At 30.3% G+C, this 17,019-nt stretch carries 19 protein-coding genes and 1 pseudogene; 19 read left to right on the top strand and 1 reads right to left on the bottom strand.

Going from position 1 to position 17,019, the window contains the following annotated elements:
• Positions 1-823 precede the first annotated feature (823 nt).
• The 16 genes and pseudogenes from AC5XHR_RS13425 (at position 824) to AC5XHR_RS13350 (ending at position 14,411) form a co-directional block, all read left to right on the top strand.
• Positions 824-1,609 carry a CPBP family intramembrane glutamic endopeptidase gene (locus AC5XHR_RS13425; RefSeq protein WP_495951298.1) on the top strand — a complete coding sequence of 262 codons (786 nt, stop codon included), beginning with the start codon at positions 824-826 and terminating at the stop codon, positions 1,607-1,609.
• A gap of 221 nt (positions 1,610-1,830) precedes the next feature.
• Entirely contained in the window at positions 1,831-2,223 is a 393-nt protein-coding gene (locus AC5XHR_RS13420; protein WP_495951297.1) for a helix-turn-helix domain-containing protein, read from the top strand.
• Positions 2,224-2,268: 45 nt separating this feature from the next.
• Positions 2,269-2,664 carry a VOC family protein gene (locus AC5XHR_RS13415; RefSeq protein ID WP_495951296.1) on the top strand — a complete coding sequence of 132 codons (396 nt, stop codon included), beginning with the start codon at positions 2,269-2,271 and terminating at the stop codon, positions 2,662-2,664.
• A gap of 240 nt (positions 2,665-2,904) precedes the next feature.
• Positions 2,905-3,561: a hypothetical protein gene (locus AC5XHR_RS13410; RefSeq protein WP_495951295.1), complete on the top strand. Its 657-nt coding sequence runs from the start codon at positions 2,905-2,907 to the stop codon at positions 3,559-3,561.
• A gap of 410 nt (positions 3,562-3,971) precedes the next feature.
• Positions 3,972-4,220: a hypothetical protein gene (locus AC5XHR_RS13405; RefSeq protein ID WP_165134123.1), complete on the top strand. Its 249-nt coding sequence runs from the start codon at positions 3,972-3,974 to the stop codon at positions 4,218-4,220.
• A gap of 249 nt (positions 4,221-4,469) precedes the next feature.
• On the top strand, positions 4,470-4,913 hold the full coding sequence (locus tag AC5XHR_RS13400) for an HNH endonuclease (RefSeq protein ID WP_069148679.1): 444 nt from the start codon (positions 4,470-4,472) through the stop codon (positions 4,911-4,913).
• Positions 4,914-5,128: 215 nt separating this feature from the next.
• On the top strand, positions 5,129-5,890 hold the full coding sequence (locus AC5XHR_RS13395; protein WP_495951294.1) for an alpha/beta hydrolase: 762 nt from the start codon (positions 5,129-5,131) through the stop codon (positions 5,888-5,890).
• 248 nt (positions 5,891-6,138) lie between these two features.
• Complete coding sequence (locus tag AC5XHR_RS13390) at positions 6,139-6,864, top strand: DUF3667 domain-containing protein (RefSeq protein ID WP_495951293.1); 726 nt, start codon at positions 6,139-6,141, stop codon at positions 6,862-6,864.
• Positions 6,865-7,114: 250 nt separating this feature from the next.
• Positions 7,115-8,206, top strand: coding sequence for a hypothetical protein (locus AC5XHR_RS13385; RefSeq protein WP_495951292.1), 1,092 nt, complete (start codon positions 7,115-7,117; stop codon positions 8,204-8,206).
• 263 nt (positions 8,207-8,469) lie between these two features.
• On the top strand, positions 8,470-9,471 hold the full coding sequence (locus AC5XHR_RS13380) for an IS30 family transposase (RefSeq protein WP_495951291.1): 1,002 nt from the start codon (positions 8,470-8,472) through the stop codon (positions 9,469-9,471).
• A gap of 166 nt (positions 9,472-9,637) precedes the next feature.
• Positions 9,638-10,240, top strand: a complete 603-nt coding sequence (locus AC5XHR_RS13375; protein WP_495951290.1) for a hypothetical protein — start codon at positions 9,638-9,640, stop codon at positions 10,238-10,240.
• Positions 10,241-10,451: 211 nt separating this feature from the next.
• Positions 10,452-10,838 (top strand): hypothetical protein, encoded by a 387-nt coding sequence (locus AC5XHR_RS13370; protein WP_495951289.1) that lies wholly within the window; start codon positions 10,452-10,454, stop codon positions 10,836-10,838.
• A 274-nt stretch (positions 10,839-11,112) separates the two neighbouring features.
• A pseudogene (locus AC5XHR_RS13365) lies at positions 11,113-11,814 on the top strand (DUF6994 family protein).
• A gap of 334 nt (positions 11,815-12,148) precedes the next feature.
• The gene (lnu(H), locus tag AC5XHR_RS13360) at positions 12,149-12,919 is read left to right on the top strand and encodes a lincosamide nucleotidyltransferase Lnu(H) (RefSeq protein WP_064964663.1); all 771 of its coding nucleotides are present in this window, start codon (positions 12,149-12,151) and stop codon (positions 12,917-12,919) included.
• Positions 12,920-13,147: 228 nt separating this feature from the next.
• Positions 13,148-13,804 carry a hypothetical protein gene (locus AC5XHR_RS13355; protein ID WP_495951288.1) on the top strand — a complete coding sequence of 219 codons (657 nt, stop codon included), beginning with the start codon at positions 13,148-13,150 and terminating at the stop codon, positions 13,802-13,804.
• A gap of 229 nt (positions 13,805-14,033) precedes the next feature.
• A complete protein-coding gene (locus AC5XHR_RS13350) occupies positions 14,034-14,411 on the top strand; it encodes a VOC family protein (RefSeq protein WP_055041222.1) in 378 nt (125 codons plus the stop codon).
• Positions 14,412-14,481: 70 nt separating this feature from the next.
• Here the strand turns inward: AC5XHR_RS13350 and AC5XHR_RS13345 are convergent, their stop codons facing one another.
• The gene (locus AC5XHR_RS13345) at positions 14,482-14,622 is read right to left on the bottom strand and encodes a hypothetical protein (RefSeq protein WP_495951287.1); all 141 of its coding nucleotides are present in this window, start codon (positions 14,620-14,622) and stop codon (positions 14,482-14,484) included.
• Between the two features lie 77 nt (positions 14,623-14,699).
• On the opposite strand from AC5XHR_RS13345, the gene AC5XHR_RS13340 reads away from it, so the two are divergent.
• The 3 genes from AC5XHR_RS13340 to AC5XHR_RS13330 all read left to right on the top strand — a co-directional run bounded on the left by AC5XHR_RS13340 (position 14,700) and on the right by AC5XHR_RS13330 (position 16,799).
• The gene (locus AC5XHR_RS13340) at positions 14,700-15,188 is read left to right on the top strand and encodes a DUF6265 family protein (protein ID WP_495951286.1); all 489 of its coding nucleotides are present in this window, start codon (positions 14,700-14,702) and stop codon (positions 15,186-15,188) included.
• A gap of 226 nt (positions 15,189-15,414) precedes the next feature.
• Complete coding sequence (locus AC5XHR_RS13335) at positions 15,415-16,119, top strand: hypothetical protein (protein ID WP_495951285.1); 705 nt, start codon at positions 15,415-15,417, stop codon at positions 16,117-16,119.
• Between the two features lie 212 nt (positions 16,120-16,331).
• A complete protein-coding gene (locus AC5XHR_RS13330; RefSeq protein WP_495951284.1) occupies positions 16,332-16,799 on the top strand; it encodes a hypothetical protein in 468 nt (155 codons plus the stop codon).
• Positions 16,800-17,019 lie beyond the last annotated feature (220 nt).

The following is a 17,019-nucleotide window of genomic DNA, read 5'->3' as shown; positions in this document are numbered from 1 at the left end:
ATGAAAGCGCTCCAAGAGATTTCGTGTACAATTGAAAGCTCGGCTTTTTAACAAGATTATTAAATTATCAAAAAGGTAGATTTTTTTAGTTTCGACCTTCTGATTTTGGTTAATCCTACTCTATTTTCAACTTGAAAACTGCCCCTTAATTCGGTAATCAAAATAAGTTTTCAAATCAAATGATTTAAGGATAGGAATTGACTATATTTTTCCTTTTCAACAAACTATTAGAACTATAAGGAATAATTTTCACGACAAAATATTCTAAGAAGTGAGAATATTTTTAGAGCTTCTTGCATATTTTTTTCTGTTCAATTTTATAAATTGGGAGTGTTTTTCCTTTTCAACAAACTATTAGAACTATAAGGAATAATTTTCACGACAAAATATTCTAAGAAATAACAGTAATTTCTACAGCCTTTTGCATATTTTTTTGCTGCAGTAGAACTTGAAAATCTTTTTTCAATATTGATTATAAAACAACGATTTAGATTAAATCTTTCGTAAAAACACATCTACGTACAATCAAGAAAAATACAAAATAAATAGTAAAGAAATGATTCTGCATATTTACAAATAAGCTGTGTCGCGCCTTCATATAACATCGGTTTTGCAAAATGCGGGCTGAGAATATAACTTACACGTTTTTTCAAAATATTCCGCAAAATCCATTTTGTTTTAACAAATTTTGTAAATTCGTCAAAACAAAAGTGGTTTTGCTAATCTTCGTGATAATTGAGAATTTTGTCATTCAATTTCCCGCACTTCGCAAAGCCGCCGGACGTTAGCTGTAATAATAACCGAATCGTTCCCAATAAAGTTAATGAGTATAATTAAAGCATTTTTATATACAGTTTTAGCGTTTTTATTTTGGGCAATAATTCAAATTGCAATACTTCTTCCAATTAAGTATCTGTTTGGAAAACCAGATGACTTTACTCATATATTTGGAATAACTAAAATTGTGTCTGTTATTGGATCATTTTTACTGATTTACTTTTTCTTTTGGAAACCAAAGTTTGATTTAAAAAAAGCTCTTAAAGTTAAGTATTACAATCCTCAAATATATTTGTATCTACCTCTAATTGGAATTGGTTTGTTTCTTATAAATAAGCCATTTTGGGATTTCACTAAGATATTGGAATATTATCAAGGAATTTCTACAAATGCATATTCGGTTACTTCTAAGAATAATATTTCTTTAATTTACAATCTGATTTCTACTTTATTAGTTTCGCCAATAATCGAAGAACTATTTTACAGAAAATTTTTATTAAATAAATTATCAAAAAGTTATAAACCTATTTTAGCGATAATTGCTTCAAGTATTTGTTTTTCAATAATGCATATTGAGACGCCAAATAATTTAATACCAACTTTCATCAGTGGAATTGTACTTGGGATAATATATTTAAAAACAAAAAAAATTGGTTATTGTATAATGCTTCATTTCATTATAAACTTAATTATTGTTATTACAAACAACTTTGGAGCATCTTATGACAATTGGCTGATTGGATATAATTTTAATTTAATTTATTGGATTTTATTTGGAGTTGGAATTATAATAACTTCAAGTGGAATGAAAAAATTACTACAGCTAACATAGTATTTATGTTATGCGGGGTTGAATACAAAATATAAACATTTGTCAAAATAATTCCGCAAAAAATGCTTTTTCTTTTCCTAAGTTTTGTATTTTAGCAAAAGAAAAAAGCATTTTTGCTAAGGTTGGAACCAGCTGAAAACTCAGTCATAGAAAGCCCGCACAACAAAAATACTTTTTCCGTTAGCGGTCATTGTATCGAACGACACGAATAAGCAAGAAATATGACATATTATTTTAGACAAGTTAGCAAGGTAATGAATGACTGTTATCCTAACAAAGGACAACTTGACACTGTAATTGGAACACGACATTTCATAAACAACCACTTTGATAAAGAATTAAATTTGGAGTTTCTTTCAAATGTTCGCTTTACTTCAAAATTCCATTTGCTTAGACTGTTCAAAAAATATTATGGACAAACACCCAAACAATATATTACTGACAAACGCATTGAAAAGGCGAAAATATTGCTAAAAAAAGGAACAAACATAACTGAAACTTGTTTTGAAGTCGGGTTTGACTGCCCAAGTTCATTCAGCACTTTGTTTAAATCTCGTGTTGGACAAACACCTACCGAATTTCAAAAAAGAGCAACTTTTACAAAGTTCGACTAATTTTCTTTTTAGAATTTTGCAGTATCAACTTTAAAAAAGAAAAAAATGAAAGTAAAAGTAACAAGCATTCCGGTTCAAGACCAAGAAAAAGCATTACAGTTTTATACTGATAAGTTAGGATTTTTGAAAAAAGTGGACGTACCATTAAGCGAGCACAGCAGATGGCTGACTGTTGTGAGTAAAGATGACCAAGACGGAGTTGAAATTTTATTAGAACCTGCACCTAATCATTTTGAACCAACCAAAATTTATCAAAAGGCTCTTTTTGACGCAGGTATTCCTTACACACAATTCAATTCTGACAATGTTCAACAAGACTACGAAAGACTTGTGAATTTAGGTGTTGAATTTAGCGTAAAACCGACGGAAATGGGAACAGTAAAAATTGCTGTTTTCAATGATACTTGCGGAAACAACATTCAAATAGTAGAAATGCTATAAAACAAAAAACAACGAACCGCTAACATCGGTTTTGCAAAAGAGCGGGTTAAGTGCAAAATTCAACGACAGTAATTCTATCACCGCATAAGCCATTTTTATTTTCTTTTTTTGTAATTTAGCAAATAGAAAATGGCTTATGCTACGGTAGTGCTAAACTGAACTTTTGTGCTTCCTTTTCCGCTCCTTCGCAAAGCCGTTTCCCGTTATCGGCAATCTCAAAAAAAAACAACATACCATAGAATGGAACTAACAAAACAAATTTTAGAAATTATTTACTTCTTAACCGCAGGACCTTTACTATTGTTTTTTGCATACAAAGGATTAGAACAGATAAAACTATCCAAAGAAAATACTAAAGCAGTAAAGGACAGCATAAAAACACAATCTGTTCGCGACTCTTTTAGATTAGCCGGCGAACAATGTAGGTATTTTGCAGAAGAAATAATTCCACTCGCAAAAAAATTTTATAAAGAATTAGAAAATAATAAATCAGATTTTATAAATAAATTCAATATAAATATTGAAAATAATTCCTTAAAAATAAAACTGAAAGATGGCAAAAAAATTGATGAGAATGATGAAAACGCACTCAAAAATTCAGAAATTTTGAATGACCTTTTAAATAAGCTAGAAGGTTTTTCAATGTTTTTTGCTTCGGGTGTTGCAAGTGAGAAAGTTGGTTTTATAACAGCGGGGAGAGGCTATTGTGAAATTGTAAAAGTCATTTTACCAATTATTGCTAAAGGATTTCATGAAGGTTACTATAAAAACATTTCTATGCTCTTTTTTACTTGGGAAAATAAGGTCAATTCTGAAAACATTAAATTAAAGCAAAGAGAACTACAAAAAGAGTTAGAAAAAACAAAAGAAATAAATATTCCAACAATTGGAAGTTAACAAGAGACTGCCGATAACATGGGTTTTGCAAGATGCGGGGTTGAAGGAAATCTCAGAGAATTTTCAGAAAATACCCGCAAAAAACTTTTCCATTTTTTTGTTTTTTCGTAATTTTAAAAAATGGAAAAAGTTTTTGCTAGCGTTCGGTCACCTCTTGAAATCTCGGTTGAAGTAGCCCGCACCTCGCAAAGCCCCTTTCCGTTATGTGCAATGCTATCAAAATAGCGTCATAGAGAGAAAATTTTCATTATCTTGCAAAAAAATATCTGAAAAATGAATGGAAAAATAAGATTGAAATTAAATGAGAAATCTTCCTTTTTTCTTATTGCTGTTAATATATTCAACTTTGAGAAACCAGAAATTAAATTAAACTAAACTTAAAATAAAATAACCTTCAAAAAAAATAAAAAATGGATTTAAAAAAAGTATTTTTATATGTTGCTTGTTTTGTTCTTTTGATAAAAGGCGGAAAAACTATTTGGGAATTAATAAATTTTAATCAGATTATGGAATTAAACGACGTAGCAAATTCAACTGCCTACAAAATTGGCTTTGTTGTGGGAATGCTAGTCGAAGTAGTAGTGTTTTTTGGTCTTATTAAAATCATTTACGATTATTTTTTGAAAGAAAAAGAAATGACCTCAAATACTATAAATTAAAAAGCACTGCACATAACATTGTATTTGCAAAAGGCGGGGTTGAATATATAATAGAAAAACCCGATGCATTTAGTCGCAACTTGCTTTTCATATTACAATTTTTTGTCGATTAGTAATCTGAAAAAGCAATTTGCTTCGTTCGGTCGAAATTGAACTTTCAGTTAAATTTAGCCCGCCCTTCGCAAATACTTTTTCCGTTATCTGCTATTTCACTAAAACAGCGTATCAATAAGACTTGAGAGAATTTTAATGGAAATTTGGAAAAAACATAAAGAATTTAATTACGAAATTTCCAACTTCGGGAATGTAAGGCGAATTGGAAAAAAATATGTGGACAAAAACGGCGTTGAGAAACAAAAAGAAACAAAATTTTTGAAGCCTTCTTTGGTTGGTGGATTTACAGCGCAAGTTGCTTTCTCAAAAACTGAAAATAAAAATACAACCGTTAAATATTTCAGCCTGAATAAATTAGTTGCTGAAAATTTTCTTCCCGAACCGAGCGAAGACCAAATTTTATTGGAACACATTGACGGAAATCCTCTGAATAATCGTGCTGATAATTTGAAATGGATTACGAGAAGCGAATGGAACATTAAAAATGCTAAAATGATTGAAAAAAGGACAAAAAATGCGCTAAAAGTCCGCGCTAAAAACTCAAAAATTAAGAAAACTGCAAAAAGAAACAGCAGATAACAGTGTATTGGCAAAAGACGGGGTGAATATTGTCTTTGAGAATTCAGTTAACATTATCCGCAAAATGCTTTTCATATTTCTTTTTTTAGTAATTTAGAAATCTGAAAAAGCATTTTGCTCAGGTTCGGTTTTCCTTTGGAATTGTCTGCAAAGTAGCCCGTCCTTCGCCAATACTTTTTCCGTTATCTACCATATTATAAAAAACCCGTTACAGAATGAAGTTTCCCACAATTTTAATTTTCCTTTTTCTATTTATTCAATGTTCTGTTAAAACAAAAATCGCAGAAACTAATAATGAAAATTATAAACTTGATACTTTAACATATCTTGATCAATCAAGAAACCGAAAAATTCCGATTGCAATTTATCAACCTAAAAATATTAAAATTGCAAACAAAATTCCAATTATATTTAGCCACGGTTATGGCGAAAACAACGGAAGCGATTATTTGAATGCATATACATATTTGACGGAATTTTTGGCTTCAAAAGGTTATTTTGTTGTAAGTGTCCAACACGAATTAAAAACAGATGAACTTTTACCAATGACAGGTAAACCTCAAGAAACAAGGAGACCAAATTGGGAAAGAGGAGTGCAAAATATTTACTTCACATTGAATAAGTTAAAAACTGATTTTCCAAATTTGAACTATGGAAAACTCGCTTTCATTGGACATTCAAATGGTGGAGATATGACTGTTCTTTTTGCGCATAAATATCCGAACCTTGTTAACAAAATAATTTCAATGGATAACAGAAGAATGGAATTACCACGAATTTCAAAGCCTAAAATTTATACATTGCGCTCTAAAGACTATCCTGCTGACGAAAATGTTTTACCGAATGAAGATGAGAAGAAAAAGTATGGAATTGTTGTTGAATTCACAAATATTAATCACAGCAATATGGACAATGATGCAAATCCAGATGAAAGAAAATATTTAACTGAAAAAATTCTTGAATATCTAAAACAATAAAAAGAAATACGGCAGATAACAGTGTATTGGCAAAAGACGGGGTGAATATTGTCTTTGAGAATTCAGTTAACAATATCCGCAAAAATGCTTTTCATATTTCTTTTTTTAGTAATTTAGAAATCTGAAAAAGCATTTTGCTCAGGTTCGGTTTTCCTTTGAAATTGTCTGCAAGGTAGCCCGTCCTTCGCCAATACTTTTTCCGTTATCTGCTATTGTAAACAAAAACCGCATAACAAACTGAAATATAAATGAGTAAATGTAAAAATTGCAATTCTGAATTAAATGGAAAATATTGTTCTAATTGTGGACAACCATCAGAATTGAAAAGAATTGATGCAAATTATATTAAACACGAAATTGAACACGTTTTACACTTTGACAAAGGAATTTTCTATACAATTAAGCAATTAATAATCCGTCCAGGGAAAAATGTAAGAGAGTTTTTTACGGAAAATAGAAATAGACTTGTAAAACCAATAATTTTTATCATTGTAACCTCTTTAATCTATACCATTATAAATCATTATTTCCATATTGAGGAACAATATGTGCAACAAAAAGGACTTGAAAATTCAACAGTGGGAAAAATGATGAAATGGGTTCAGGAACATTATGGTTATGCAAATATTATAATGGGAATTTTCATTGCTTTCTTTGTGAAATTATTTTTTAGAAAATCCAATTATAATATTTATGAAATAATTATTTTGTTGTGCTTTATAATGGGGATTGAAATGCTAATTTATTCTGTTTTTGCAATTTTGCAGGGACTATTCCATATTGATATATTTCAAATTGGGGGAATTATTGCACTTTTTTATGCGACATTTGGAATTGCCGACTTTTTTGACAAAACAAAAAAAGTAAAAAATTATTTCAAAGCTTTAATAGCTTATATTTTAGGAATGATTGCTTTTTTTTTAACAATAGCAATTTTAGGATTATCGATTGATTTAATTACAAAATATATATAAAAAAATGGAAAACAAAAAAAAGACTTTTAATTTTTACTTGCTTATTATTTTGGGTGTTATATTAGGAACTATTTTATATCACATAATGAACTATTTCTATACACTCTACTTAAAATAAAAAAAAAATCAAAAAACAACAGCAGATAACATGGGTTTTGCAAGATGCGGGGTTGAAGGAAATCTCAGAGAAATTCTAGAAAGTACCCGCAAAAAACTTTTCCATTTTTTAGTTTTTTCGTAATTTTAAAAAATGGAAAAAGTTTTTGCTAAAGTTCGGTCACCTCTTGAAATCTCGGTTGCAGTAGCCCGCACCTCGCAAAGCCCTTTCCCGTTATGTGCAATTTTTCCCAATCAAATGGATAAAAAAATACTTTTAAATCAATTAGAATTAGCTTATTCTCCTTTAACTGCTTATGAATTTGCTGTTGTTAAAAACGATAAATTAATTGAAAAAGCTTTAGAAAAGTCTAGTTTGTATGTTATTGCTCAACGCCCTGCTATAACTTTTGAAAATTTGTTTCCAGATTACAAAGAATTTAAATTAAATTTTGAAATTCATCAACAAGGAAATCCGAATGTTTTAAAATGCGAATTACCGTTTGACCAAGAAATATTTGGATTAATTGGAGAAAATAGTGTAGAAATTGCTATTAATTATCTTAATGACTCTTTAAAAGAGAATTATCCTTTTAATAATATCCATGGTTTTTCATTAGTAAATCTTAAGAATGGTAAAAAAGAATTTATTGTTTGGTTTTCACCTGAAAAGCTATTACAAAATTGGTGGAAAGGTTTGATAAATTGTAATATAGTTGGTGACTGGAAATCATATTTAATTTTTAATGTGCATTATGTAGGAAAAGCGACTAAACAAAGCATACTAAAAAGATTAACTGGACATTCAACATTTCAAGACATACTTTCTTTACAAGCACCTGTAACTGATAAACAACTTCCTGCGAATGAAATAGTAATATTACCATTTGAATTTCAAGATAATTTACAGATACAATCATTTAATTCAATGTCTAATGTTAATGATATGGTAGATAGTTTTCTAGGTACGAATTATCCAGATCAAGAAAAAGTCTTTCTTGATGCAGAAAAGGCTTTAATAAAAGCTATGGAACCATTATATAATACTGAAATGTTTAAAAATTATCCAATAAGTAAAGATGGTTTATATAAAGATAATTACAATTCGATATCATACACATTTATTGATCCGATTGTTCTGAAATATAATAATGGAGAAATAAGAGGTGGTTTAAATTTTATTGGTGGAGACACAATAGTTATAACTGAAAATACAAAATTTGAATTAATAAAAAACTGCACATAACATTGTATTTGCAAAAGGCGGGGTTGAATTTATAATATGAAGTGTCGTTACATTTAGCCGCAGCTGCTTTTCATATTGTTTTTTTTATTAATTTAGACAATCTGAAAAAGCATCTGCTCCGGTTGGTCGAAATTGAACTTTCAGTTAAATTTAGCCCGCCCTTCGCAAATACTTTTTCCGTTATCTGCAATCCGATCGCCGGTTCAATAATCTAACGCAACAAATGTTAAAGAAATTAACTTATTTATTTTACGTTTGTCGCCATGAAAAAATACCACAGACTAACCTTTGCCGAGAGGGTAAAAATTGAAGAATTCAAAAATCTTAAATACTCCGTCTCGAAAATTGCCAAAAAATTAAACAGGGCTAAATCCACCATCGCCAGAGAACTAAAAACCAACCGCTATGCACACTGTTCCTACAAGGCAGACCACGCCAACAGAAAAGCATTCTGCAGGTCGATGTACAGGAAGGACGGGAAAACAAAAATCTCCTCCAATCCAAAACTTAAGGAATTTATCCACCAAAAGCTCGCCCTGCGCTGGTCGCCCGATCAAATATCCGTTACTTTGAAAAGACTTTACCCCAATGACAAAGCCATGAACATCTCCCACGAAGCCATTTACCTCTACATCTATCTACACTGTAAGAGCGAACTTAAAAAAGAACTCATTGCCCAGCTCCGGCAGGAAAGAAAATCCCGGGGAAACTTTAAAACAAGGGCCGTCCTGGAACCCAAAATTAAGGACCGCGTCTCCATCGACGAAAGACCCCGGGAAGTCCTTGGAAGGGAAATCCCCGGACACTGGGAAGGCGACCTTATCATCGGCAAGGACCACAAATCATGCATCGGGACACTTGTTGAAAGATCCACCAGGGCCATCATTATTGTTCCCCTAAAAAACAAGAACGCAGCCACGGTGAGAAAAGCCTTTGAAAAAGAACTCCTGAAAATCCCCAAAACCATGCGTAAAACCCTTACCTACGACAATGGAACAGAAATGAGCGAACATAAACTCTTCACCAAAAACACCAAGATAAAGGTCTACTTTACCCATCCCTACTCGCCCTGGGAAAGACCTACCAATGAAAACTCCAACGGCCTGGTGCGGGACTACTTCCCAAAAGGAACGGACTTCAATAAAATAACCAGCAAAAAAATTAAACAGGTGCAAAACGAACTCAATGAGCGGCCAAGAAAAGTTTTGGACTACCAGACACCAAAAGATGTATTTAACCAGTTCATTCTAAATCAATTACAATGAAAACCAACGCCGTTGTCGAAGAAAATAAAATGTGGGTAACTTTTTGCCCCAAAAGGCTGAAAAAGTTATCCATATTTTATTCATGATATAAAAAATTTATTCTAATTTTATCCAATCTAACCGTTGCGTTAAATGTTTGAATCCACCGATTTCAAACATTCCGTTTATGAAAATCATCAAAATTCTAACTTACAAAATTCCCGAAAGAAATTTTTTCAATACAGTCTTAAATTTTTTTGCTCCTTTTGTCCTTATTCCATTTGCATTAATTATGTTGCTTATTGTAATTCCAATTATGTGGATTTATGATAAAATTAAAACAAATATTCTTGGAATAAAACCAACTCAACATTTAAAAACCGAAAATATTTTGTTTAGTGATGAAAATTTTCATTTGATAAAAGAATATTATGATCCTGTTGATGAATCTAAAGAAAACGAACCTTTATATGAATTCTTTTGGAATCTTGCAGAATACGACGATGAATTTTTAATTTTTAAAACAATAGATAAAAAGAGAATTACGGAATTAAATGATTGCTATATTACAGACTTTGAATTTAAATCTGGGAATAACATTCTTTTGCAGAAATTGAGTGTTAAAAATAATGAAGTAAAATCATATTTAATTGATTTTAATATTGAAAATGGAAAAGTCGAAATTCTGTATGAAATTGGAAATTTCGTATTAACGAAATATGATAAAAAGAAAAATTCAATAATAGGTTATAATCAAACGGATAAAGTTGAAATTAAGATTCAACCATAATTCGCACTGCAGATAACATTGTATTTGCAAAAGGCGGGGTTGAATATATAATAGAAAAACCCGATGCATTTAGTCGCAACTTGCTTTTCATATTGTATTTTTTTGTAATTTAACAATCTGAAAAAGCAATTTGCTTAGTTCGGTCGAAATTGAACTTACAGTTAAATTTAGCCCGCCCTTCGCAAATACTTTTTCCGTTACCTGCAATGCTATGAAAACCAAACACTTAAAACAAATATTAGCAATTTTATCAACATTCTTACTTTTTAGTTGCAATGAAAAATTTGAATCTTCAAAATGGAAACCAGTTGAAAACGGACTTTATGGAAAAAATTACAGAAAAAAAATGCTTGATGATTTACTTACTGAAAAATTAAAATTCCCACATAATTCAAATGAAAAAGGAACTAAAAGAAGTGAAGTAATAAAACTGATTGGAAAACCTTCAAAGCAAGACAGTAATGGCTATGATATTTATGAAATAGAAGAAAAACAAGGAATGATTGACCCAAATGGTTTCATAAATCTGAAATTAATTTATAATAGTGATTCAACATTACAAGGATATATAGTTGAAGAAGGAAATTATGCTGAATAACAAAGAAAAATGAATAAAAAAAACAAAAAAAGCACTGCAGGTAACATGGGTTTTGCAAGATGCGGGGTTGAAGGAAATCTCAGAGAATTTCTAGAAAGTACCCGCAAAAAACTTTTCCATTTTTTAGTTTTTTCGTAATTTTAAAAAATGGAAAAAGTTTTTGCTAGAGTTTCGTCCTCCTCTCCACTTACGGTTGCAGTAGCCCGCACCTCGCAAAGCCCCTTTCCGTTACCTGCAATGCATCCAAAAATTGCGCATAATACTGAAACCTCAAATGATTGAAATCGATATAAATTTTGATTTTAGACAAGATAGTCTTTGTGGCGATCCAGATTCTGATAGTCCAAAACTTTATGAAATCCATAAATATTTATGGTCGAAAAATTTACCAAATGAAAAAGCTTTCAAACTTGAGACATTGTCACTTGGTGGAAAATATGGTAGAATTCTATTAAAAAACAATATTTACGACAATTTATCAAGCGATAGAATGTGTCCTCATTTTGTTGGAAAATACAAAGGTCGATTTGATGATTGGTTAACTGAACAGCAAAAAGAAGAATTTAAACATATTGTAAGAACAATTGGAGGACATATTGTTTTTCCTGCACATAAGAAAAATGGTTTTACTATTAATTAAGCTAGAGGTGTAAACCGAAAAATAAGCGATAGATTTGACTTAACGCTCGAATGTATTAGATTGTTTTACTTGAACGAACAAAGTCCACTTTATAATGCTATTAGTCGTTATGAGGATTTTTTCAAACTTTTCGAAAACTTTGAAAATTACATAAACTTCTTTTTACTTCAAGATTTTGTAACTGAAAATTACGAAGTAAAATTTTGTATTCCATTTGACAATTTTGAACGTTCTCCTTTACCACAAAATATTGAGGAATATGAGTCTTATAAGGAAGAAACGATAAACAATATCATTAAACGAAACAAACGAATAAAAAACATGCACAGCAGGTAACATTGTATTTGCAAAAGGCGGGGTTGAATATTTAATAGTAAAACCCGATGTATTTAGCCGCAAATTGCTTTTCATATTACATTTTTTTGTAATTTGGTAATCTGAAAAAGCAATTTGCTTCGTTCGGTCGAAATTGAACTTTCAGTTAAATTTAGCCCGCCCTTCGCAAATACTTTTTCCGTTGGCGGTAATTTTACCAAACAGAATGTTGAAAATAAAAAAGTATAATCCGATGAAGCTATAAGTAACTGTCCAAAATAAACAACGTAAAACTTTTTCATTGCTTTCAAAAAGTAGTGAAAATTTCTATTATCAACATTTAAAAATTAGAAAAATGACACAGTTACAAATGATTGACAAAACAAAATATATAGCTCAACAAGACGAAAATGTTTCCGCCGTTTTTATGTATGGTTCATTTACCAAAAACGAAGGAGACAAATATTCTGACATCGAATTTTACATCTTCTTGAAAAATAAAGAAAATTTCTCGACAGAAAAATGGGTAAATCAAATTCATCCTTTGGCTTTATATTTTACAAACGAATATGGAAGTGAAGTTGCTATTTTCGAGAATATGGTCAGAGGAGAATTCCATTTTTTAAAAACGGAGGAAATTGAAATTATCAAATCTTGGGACGGAATTGTTGAATTTAGCGATTTTGACCAAATGAACCTAACCGACAAAGATGGACTTTTAACGAAAACGCTTAATCAAATCAAAACGAAATCGCCCGAAAGAATAACAAATGAAAATATTTTGTGGTTAAGCCAATCATTACTGAATGTTGTACTGACAACAAGCAACTTGATTAAACGAGAAGAATTTGCTCACGCTCATCACAGTTTATCAAATGTGCAGAAATACTTGCTTTGGCTTATAAGAGCAAGAACAAGCAAAACGCAACATTGGGAAAGTCCGACTAAAAGTCTCGAAAAGGACATTGACACGATTTGGTATTCAGAGTATAAAAAAGTAACATCAGATTTAAATCCCAAAAACATCGTTTTGGCTTTTGAGAACTCATTAAATTTATCGGAAAAACTATTTGATGAACTAAATATTGAACCCAAACTGAAAGAAATCCTACACAAAATAAGATAAAAAAACTACCGCCAACATCGGTTTTGCAAAAGAGCGGGTTAAGTGGTTAATTCAAGGTTTGTGCATTTAATCCGCAAAACCATTTTTTATTTGCTTTTAAAATGTAAATTAGCAAATAGAAAAAATGGTTTTGCTTAAGTTAGTTCAAAATTGAAAGTTTAGTCTTTCTAATCCGCTCCTTCGCAAAGCCGCAAAACGTTACCTGCAATGTTGCCAAAACGACGCTAAATGAAAACGCATAGAAAAATATATTATGTTGGTGGAATGATAAGTTTAATTTTCGTTCCAATTATTTTTTGGATTTATGCGAAGCCGACTTATGATAATTTGAATTTGCGTGTTCTTGATTTAGGACTTCCTTACAAAGCAAAAAAAGGAGAAAAACCACCTCAATATGCAGTAATTCCAATTGATGGATACAAATATGAAGTTGTGAATGTTCCAAAAAATTTCAATGAAGAAACTGAGAAAAAATATTTTACACTTATTGAGAAAATAAAAAACGAAAACATTGACAAAACAGGAATAAAATTTCAGTTTTCAGATGAGAATTCTTATGGTGATTTGGTAAAACTCATTAATTTAATGCAGAAAACAAAGCAAGATATGTTTGGAGTTGATACAGAAAAAACAAATGCGCTTTATCTAGTTCACAGAAAAATTGATTATAATGATGAAAATAATATCGCACTATGTGGTGGCGTAATTGGAAGAGAATACCTTGACAAAAATGACTTTGACTATAGGAATTCTAATTTTTTCCAAAAGATTTTAAAATATTCCCCAAACGAAACATATTACTTAATTTTAGGATATTTAATTTTAGTTTATTTCTCTTTAAGAAAGTTGTTGATATTCAATAAGAAAACACTGCAGGTAACATAGTATTTGCAAAAAGCGGGGTGAATATTGTCTTTGAGAATTCAGTTAAAGTATCCGCAAAATGCTTTTCATATTCCTTTTTTTAGTAATTTAGAAATCTGAAAAAGCATTTTGCTCAAGGTCGGTTTTCCTTTGAAATTGTCTGCAAAGTAGCCCGCTCTTCGCAAATACTTTTTCCGTTATCTGCAATAGCATAAAAACCGAGTCAAAACAACAGAAATTTGAAATAAAAATGAATCTGAGAATTGCAAGACATACTAAAAATTTAAAAAATGTTCTGAATTTTTACGTTGATATTATAGGTCTTGAAAAAATTGGTGGATTTGAGAATCATAATGGATATGACGGAATTTTCATTGGCAAAAAAAATCTTGATTGGCATTTAGAGTTTACAACATCATTTGAAATTCCAAATCACTTTTTTGATGAAGATGACATAATCGTATTTTATCCGGAATCAAAAGATGAATTTGAAAAGATTATTAAGAAATTCGAAGAAAGAAAAATCGAAATTCTGAAAGCCAAAAATCCTTATTGGAATGAAAATGGAATCTTAGTGAAGGATTTTGATAATCATAACGTTGCGATAAGTCCGTTAAAAATAAAATGAATTGCTACTGCAGATAACATAGTATTGGCAAAATGCGGGGTTGAATCGCAGGTAGAAAGATTTGTGATATTTAGCCGCCGCTGCTTTTCATATTGTTTTTTTCTTTAATTTTAACAATCTGAAAAAGCATCGGCTCCGCTGGGTCGAAATTGAACTTTTCGTCCAATTTAGCCCGCACTTCGCCAATACTTTTTCCGTTATCTGCAAGCATATCCAAAAATCCGTATAAAAGACGGAAAATCAAAATAATAACAAAAATTTAAACGAAAACTCAAAATTTTAATCATTATGAAAAAAATCTTATTTTTAGCAATTAGCGGAATTTTTCTTTTTTCCTGCAACCAAAAAAATGAAGCAAAACCTACCGAAGTAGAAAAAGAAGCAAAAGTTGAAACTCAAAATTTTGATTGGTTACTTGGAGAATGGAAAAGGAATAACGAAGAAAAAGGAAAAGAAACTTTTGAAAATTGGAAAAAAATCAACAATTCTGAATACAACGGAATTGGATTTACTTTGAAAAATAAAGACACTTTATCAAAAGAAGAAATGAAAATTGTTGAAAAAAATGGAGAATGGAATTTAATAGTAAAAACTCGTGAAGAAAAAGAGCCGACTAAATTCAAAATGTCTGAATTAAAAAGTGATAAACTTGTTTGCGTAAACGACACAATTGATTTTCCTAAAAGAATTGAATATTGGAAAAATGGAGAAAAAATTAACGCCACAGTTTCGGGAGGAGATTTAACAATTCCATTTGAGTTTGAAAGAATGAAATAAAAAATGCCTGCAGATAACATGGGTTTTGCAAGATGCGGGGTTGAAGGAAATCTTAGAAAATTAGTAAGCAGTACCCGCAAAAAAACCATTTCATTTTTTTTTGTAAATTTGAAAAAAATGAAAATGGTTTTTGCTAGCGTTTCGTTCTCCTCGCCACTTCTGGTTGCAGTAGCCCGCACCTCGCAAAGCCCTTTTCCGTTAGCGGAAATGTTAAACCAAATCTCGTATGAAACAGAATTTAACCCTGATTTTATTTTTTATTTATTATTTTTTTTACGGACAAGAATTTCAAATAATCACTTTGAAAGATTCAATTTCAGACAATAAGAATTATCAAGTATTTGAATTTTTAAATTCCAAAACACCTATTCAAAATCAAAAATTTTTGGCGACAATCAGTTGTGAGGGTGAAAAATTCGCAATTTCCAATATTTATGAAATTGCCAAGTTTCAATCGCAAAATTTGGGAGCGAATTCTTTCAAATTTATTAAAAAAGAAGATTTAGGTAGATCAATAAAAATTTACCTTGACATATTCTTTTCTGATGAACAAGTACTTATTGAAAATCGAAAAAACGAAGAAGAAAACAATATTTACATTTTTGGAAGTGATAATTTAAATGAAAAGAAAAAAAGGCAATATAAAGAGAACGGGAATTCGATAACGCTTCCTATTGGTGGATTCAATCTTATTAAATATCAACTGAATTCTAAATTAAAACTTTCAAAAAAAGAATTTATGTCGCCACCAATTACAATTAATATTTCAAAAAATTTTAAATCAATATTTTTTAATACTGATGGATGGGGACAAACCGACAGTAGAAATTATGCAAGAGATATTTTCGACAAAACAAATATTACTGATATAAATACGCTTTATCAATTTGACAAAAACTTAGGATATACTCTACTGGAAATTTTAAAATAACACTTCCGCTAACATTGTATTGGCAAAATGCGGGGGTAAATGTAAAATTGAAAAATTTGAAATATTTAGCCGCCAATATTTTTCAATTCCACATTTTTTCTTAATTTAGTTTCATTGAAAAAATATTGGCTCCGTTCAGTCGTTCTTGAACTTTCAGTTCTTCGAAAGCCCGCACTTCGCCAATACTTTTTCCGTTAGCCGCAATTTTACAAATGAACCGCAATCAAAGAAAATTCGAAGAAATTAAAAATTTACTAATCGAAAAATTAGGAAATGATCTTGAATATTCAAAAGATGAAGATGGAACAGAATTTTTAAATATTAAAAATTCAAATTTTTGGATTTCAAATATTTCTGGAGATTTAGTTGTAGGTTATGGTTTAAATCATACACACTTCAGCGAAGAATATAACAATTTAGATAATGGAATATTTCAAGCATTTGATTTATTGACAAACAGAATCAAAACAACGAATTATATAAAAGGTAATACTATTTTTAAGACAATTGTTGAAATTGAATATCCAAATTCTAAATCTATAAATATTGGAACATCAAGTTTAATGTTCTTTCCTTTTTGGAAAAAAACACAAATCGAAACCAAATACGATGAAAAAATTTTAGAAAAAAAAGAAATTGAGAAGGAAGTAAATGAAATTTTAGAATCTGAGATCAATTAGTAATTTCAAAATCAAAACGAACACTTAATATTTCAGAAAAAATAATACAAAAAAAACTGCGGCTAACATTGTATTGGCAAAATGCGGGGTTAAATATAAAATAGAAAAAGTTGAAAAATTTATCCGCCGCTGCTTTTCATATTGTTTTTTTTTCTTAATTTAGACAATCTGAAAAAGCATCGGCTCCGTTTGGTCTGAACTTGAACATTCGTTCAAATTA

It is taken from the genome of Kaistella sp. CFF1-2 (assembly GCF_059509915.1).
This window is presented reverse-complemented; position numbering and strand designations above follow the sequence as displayed.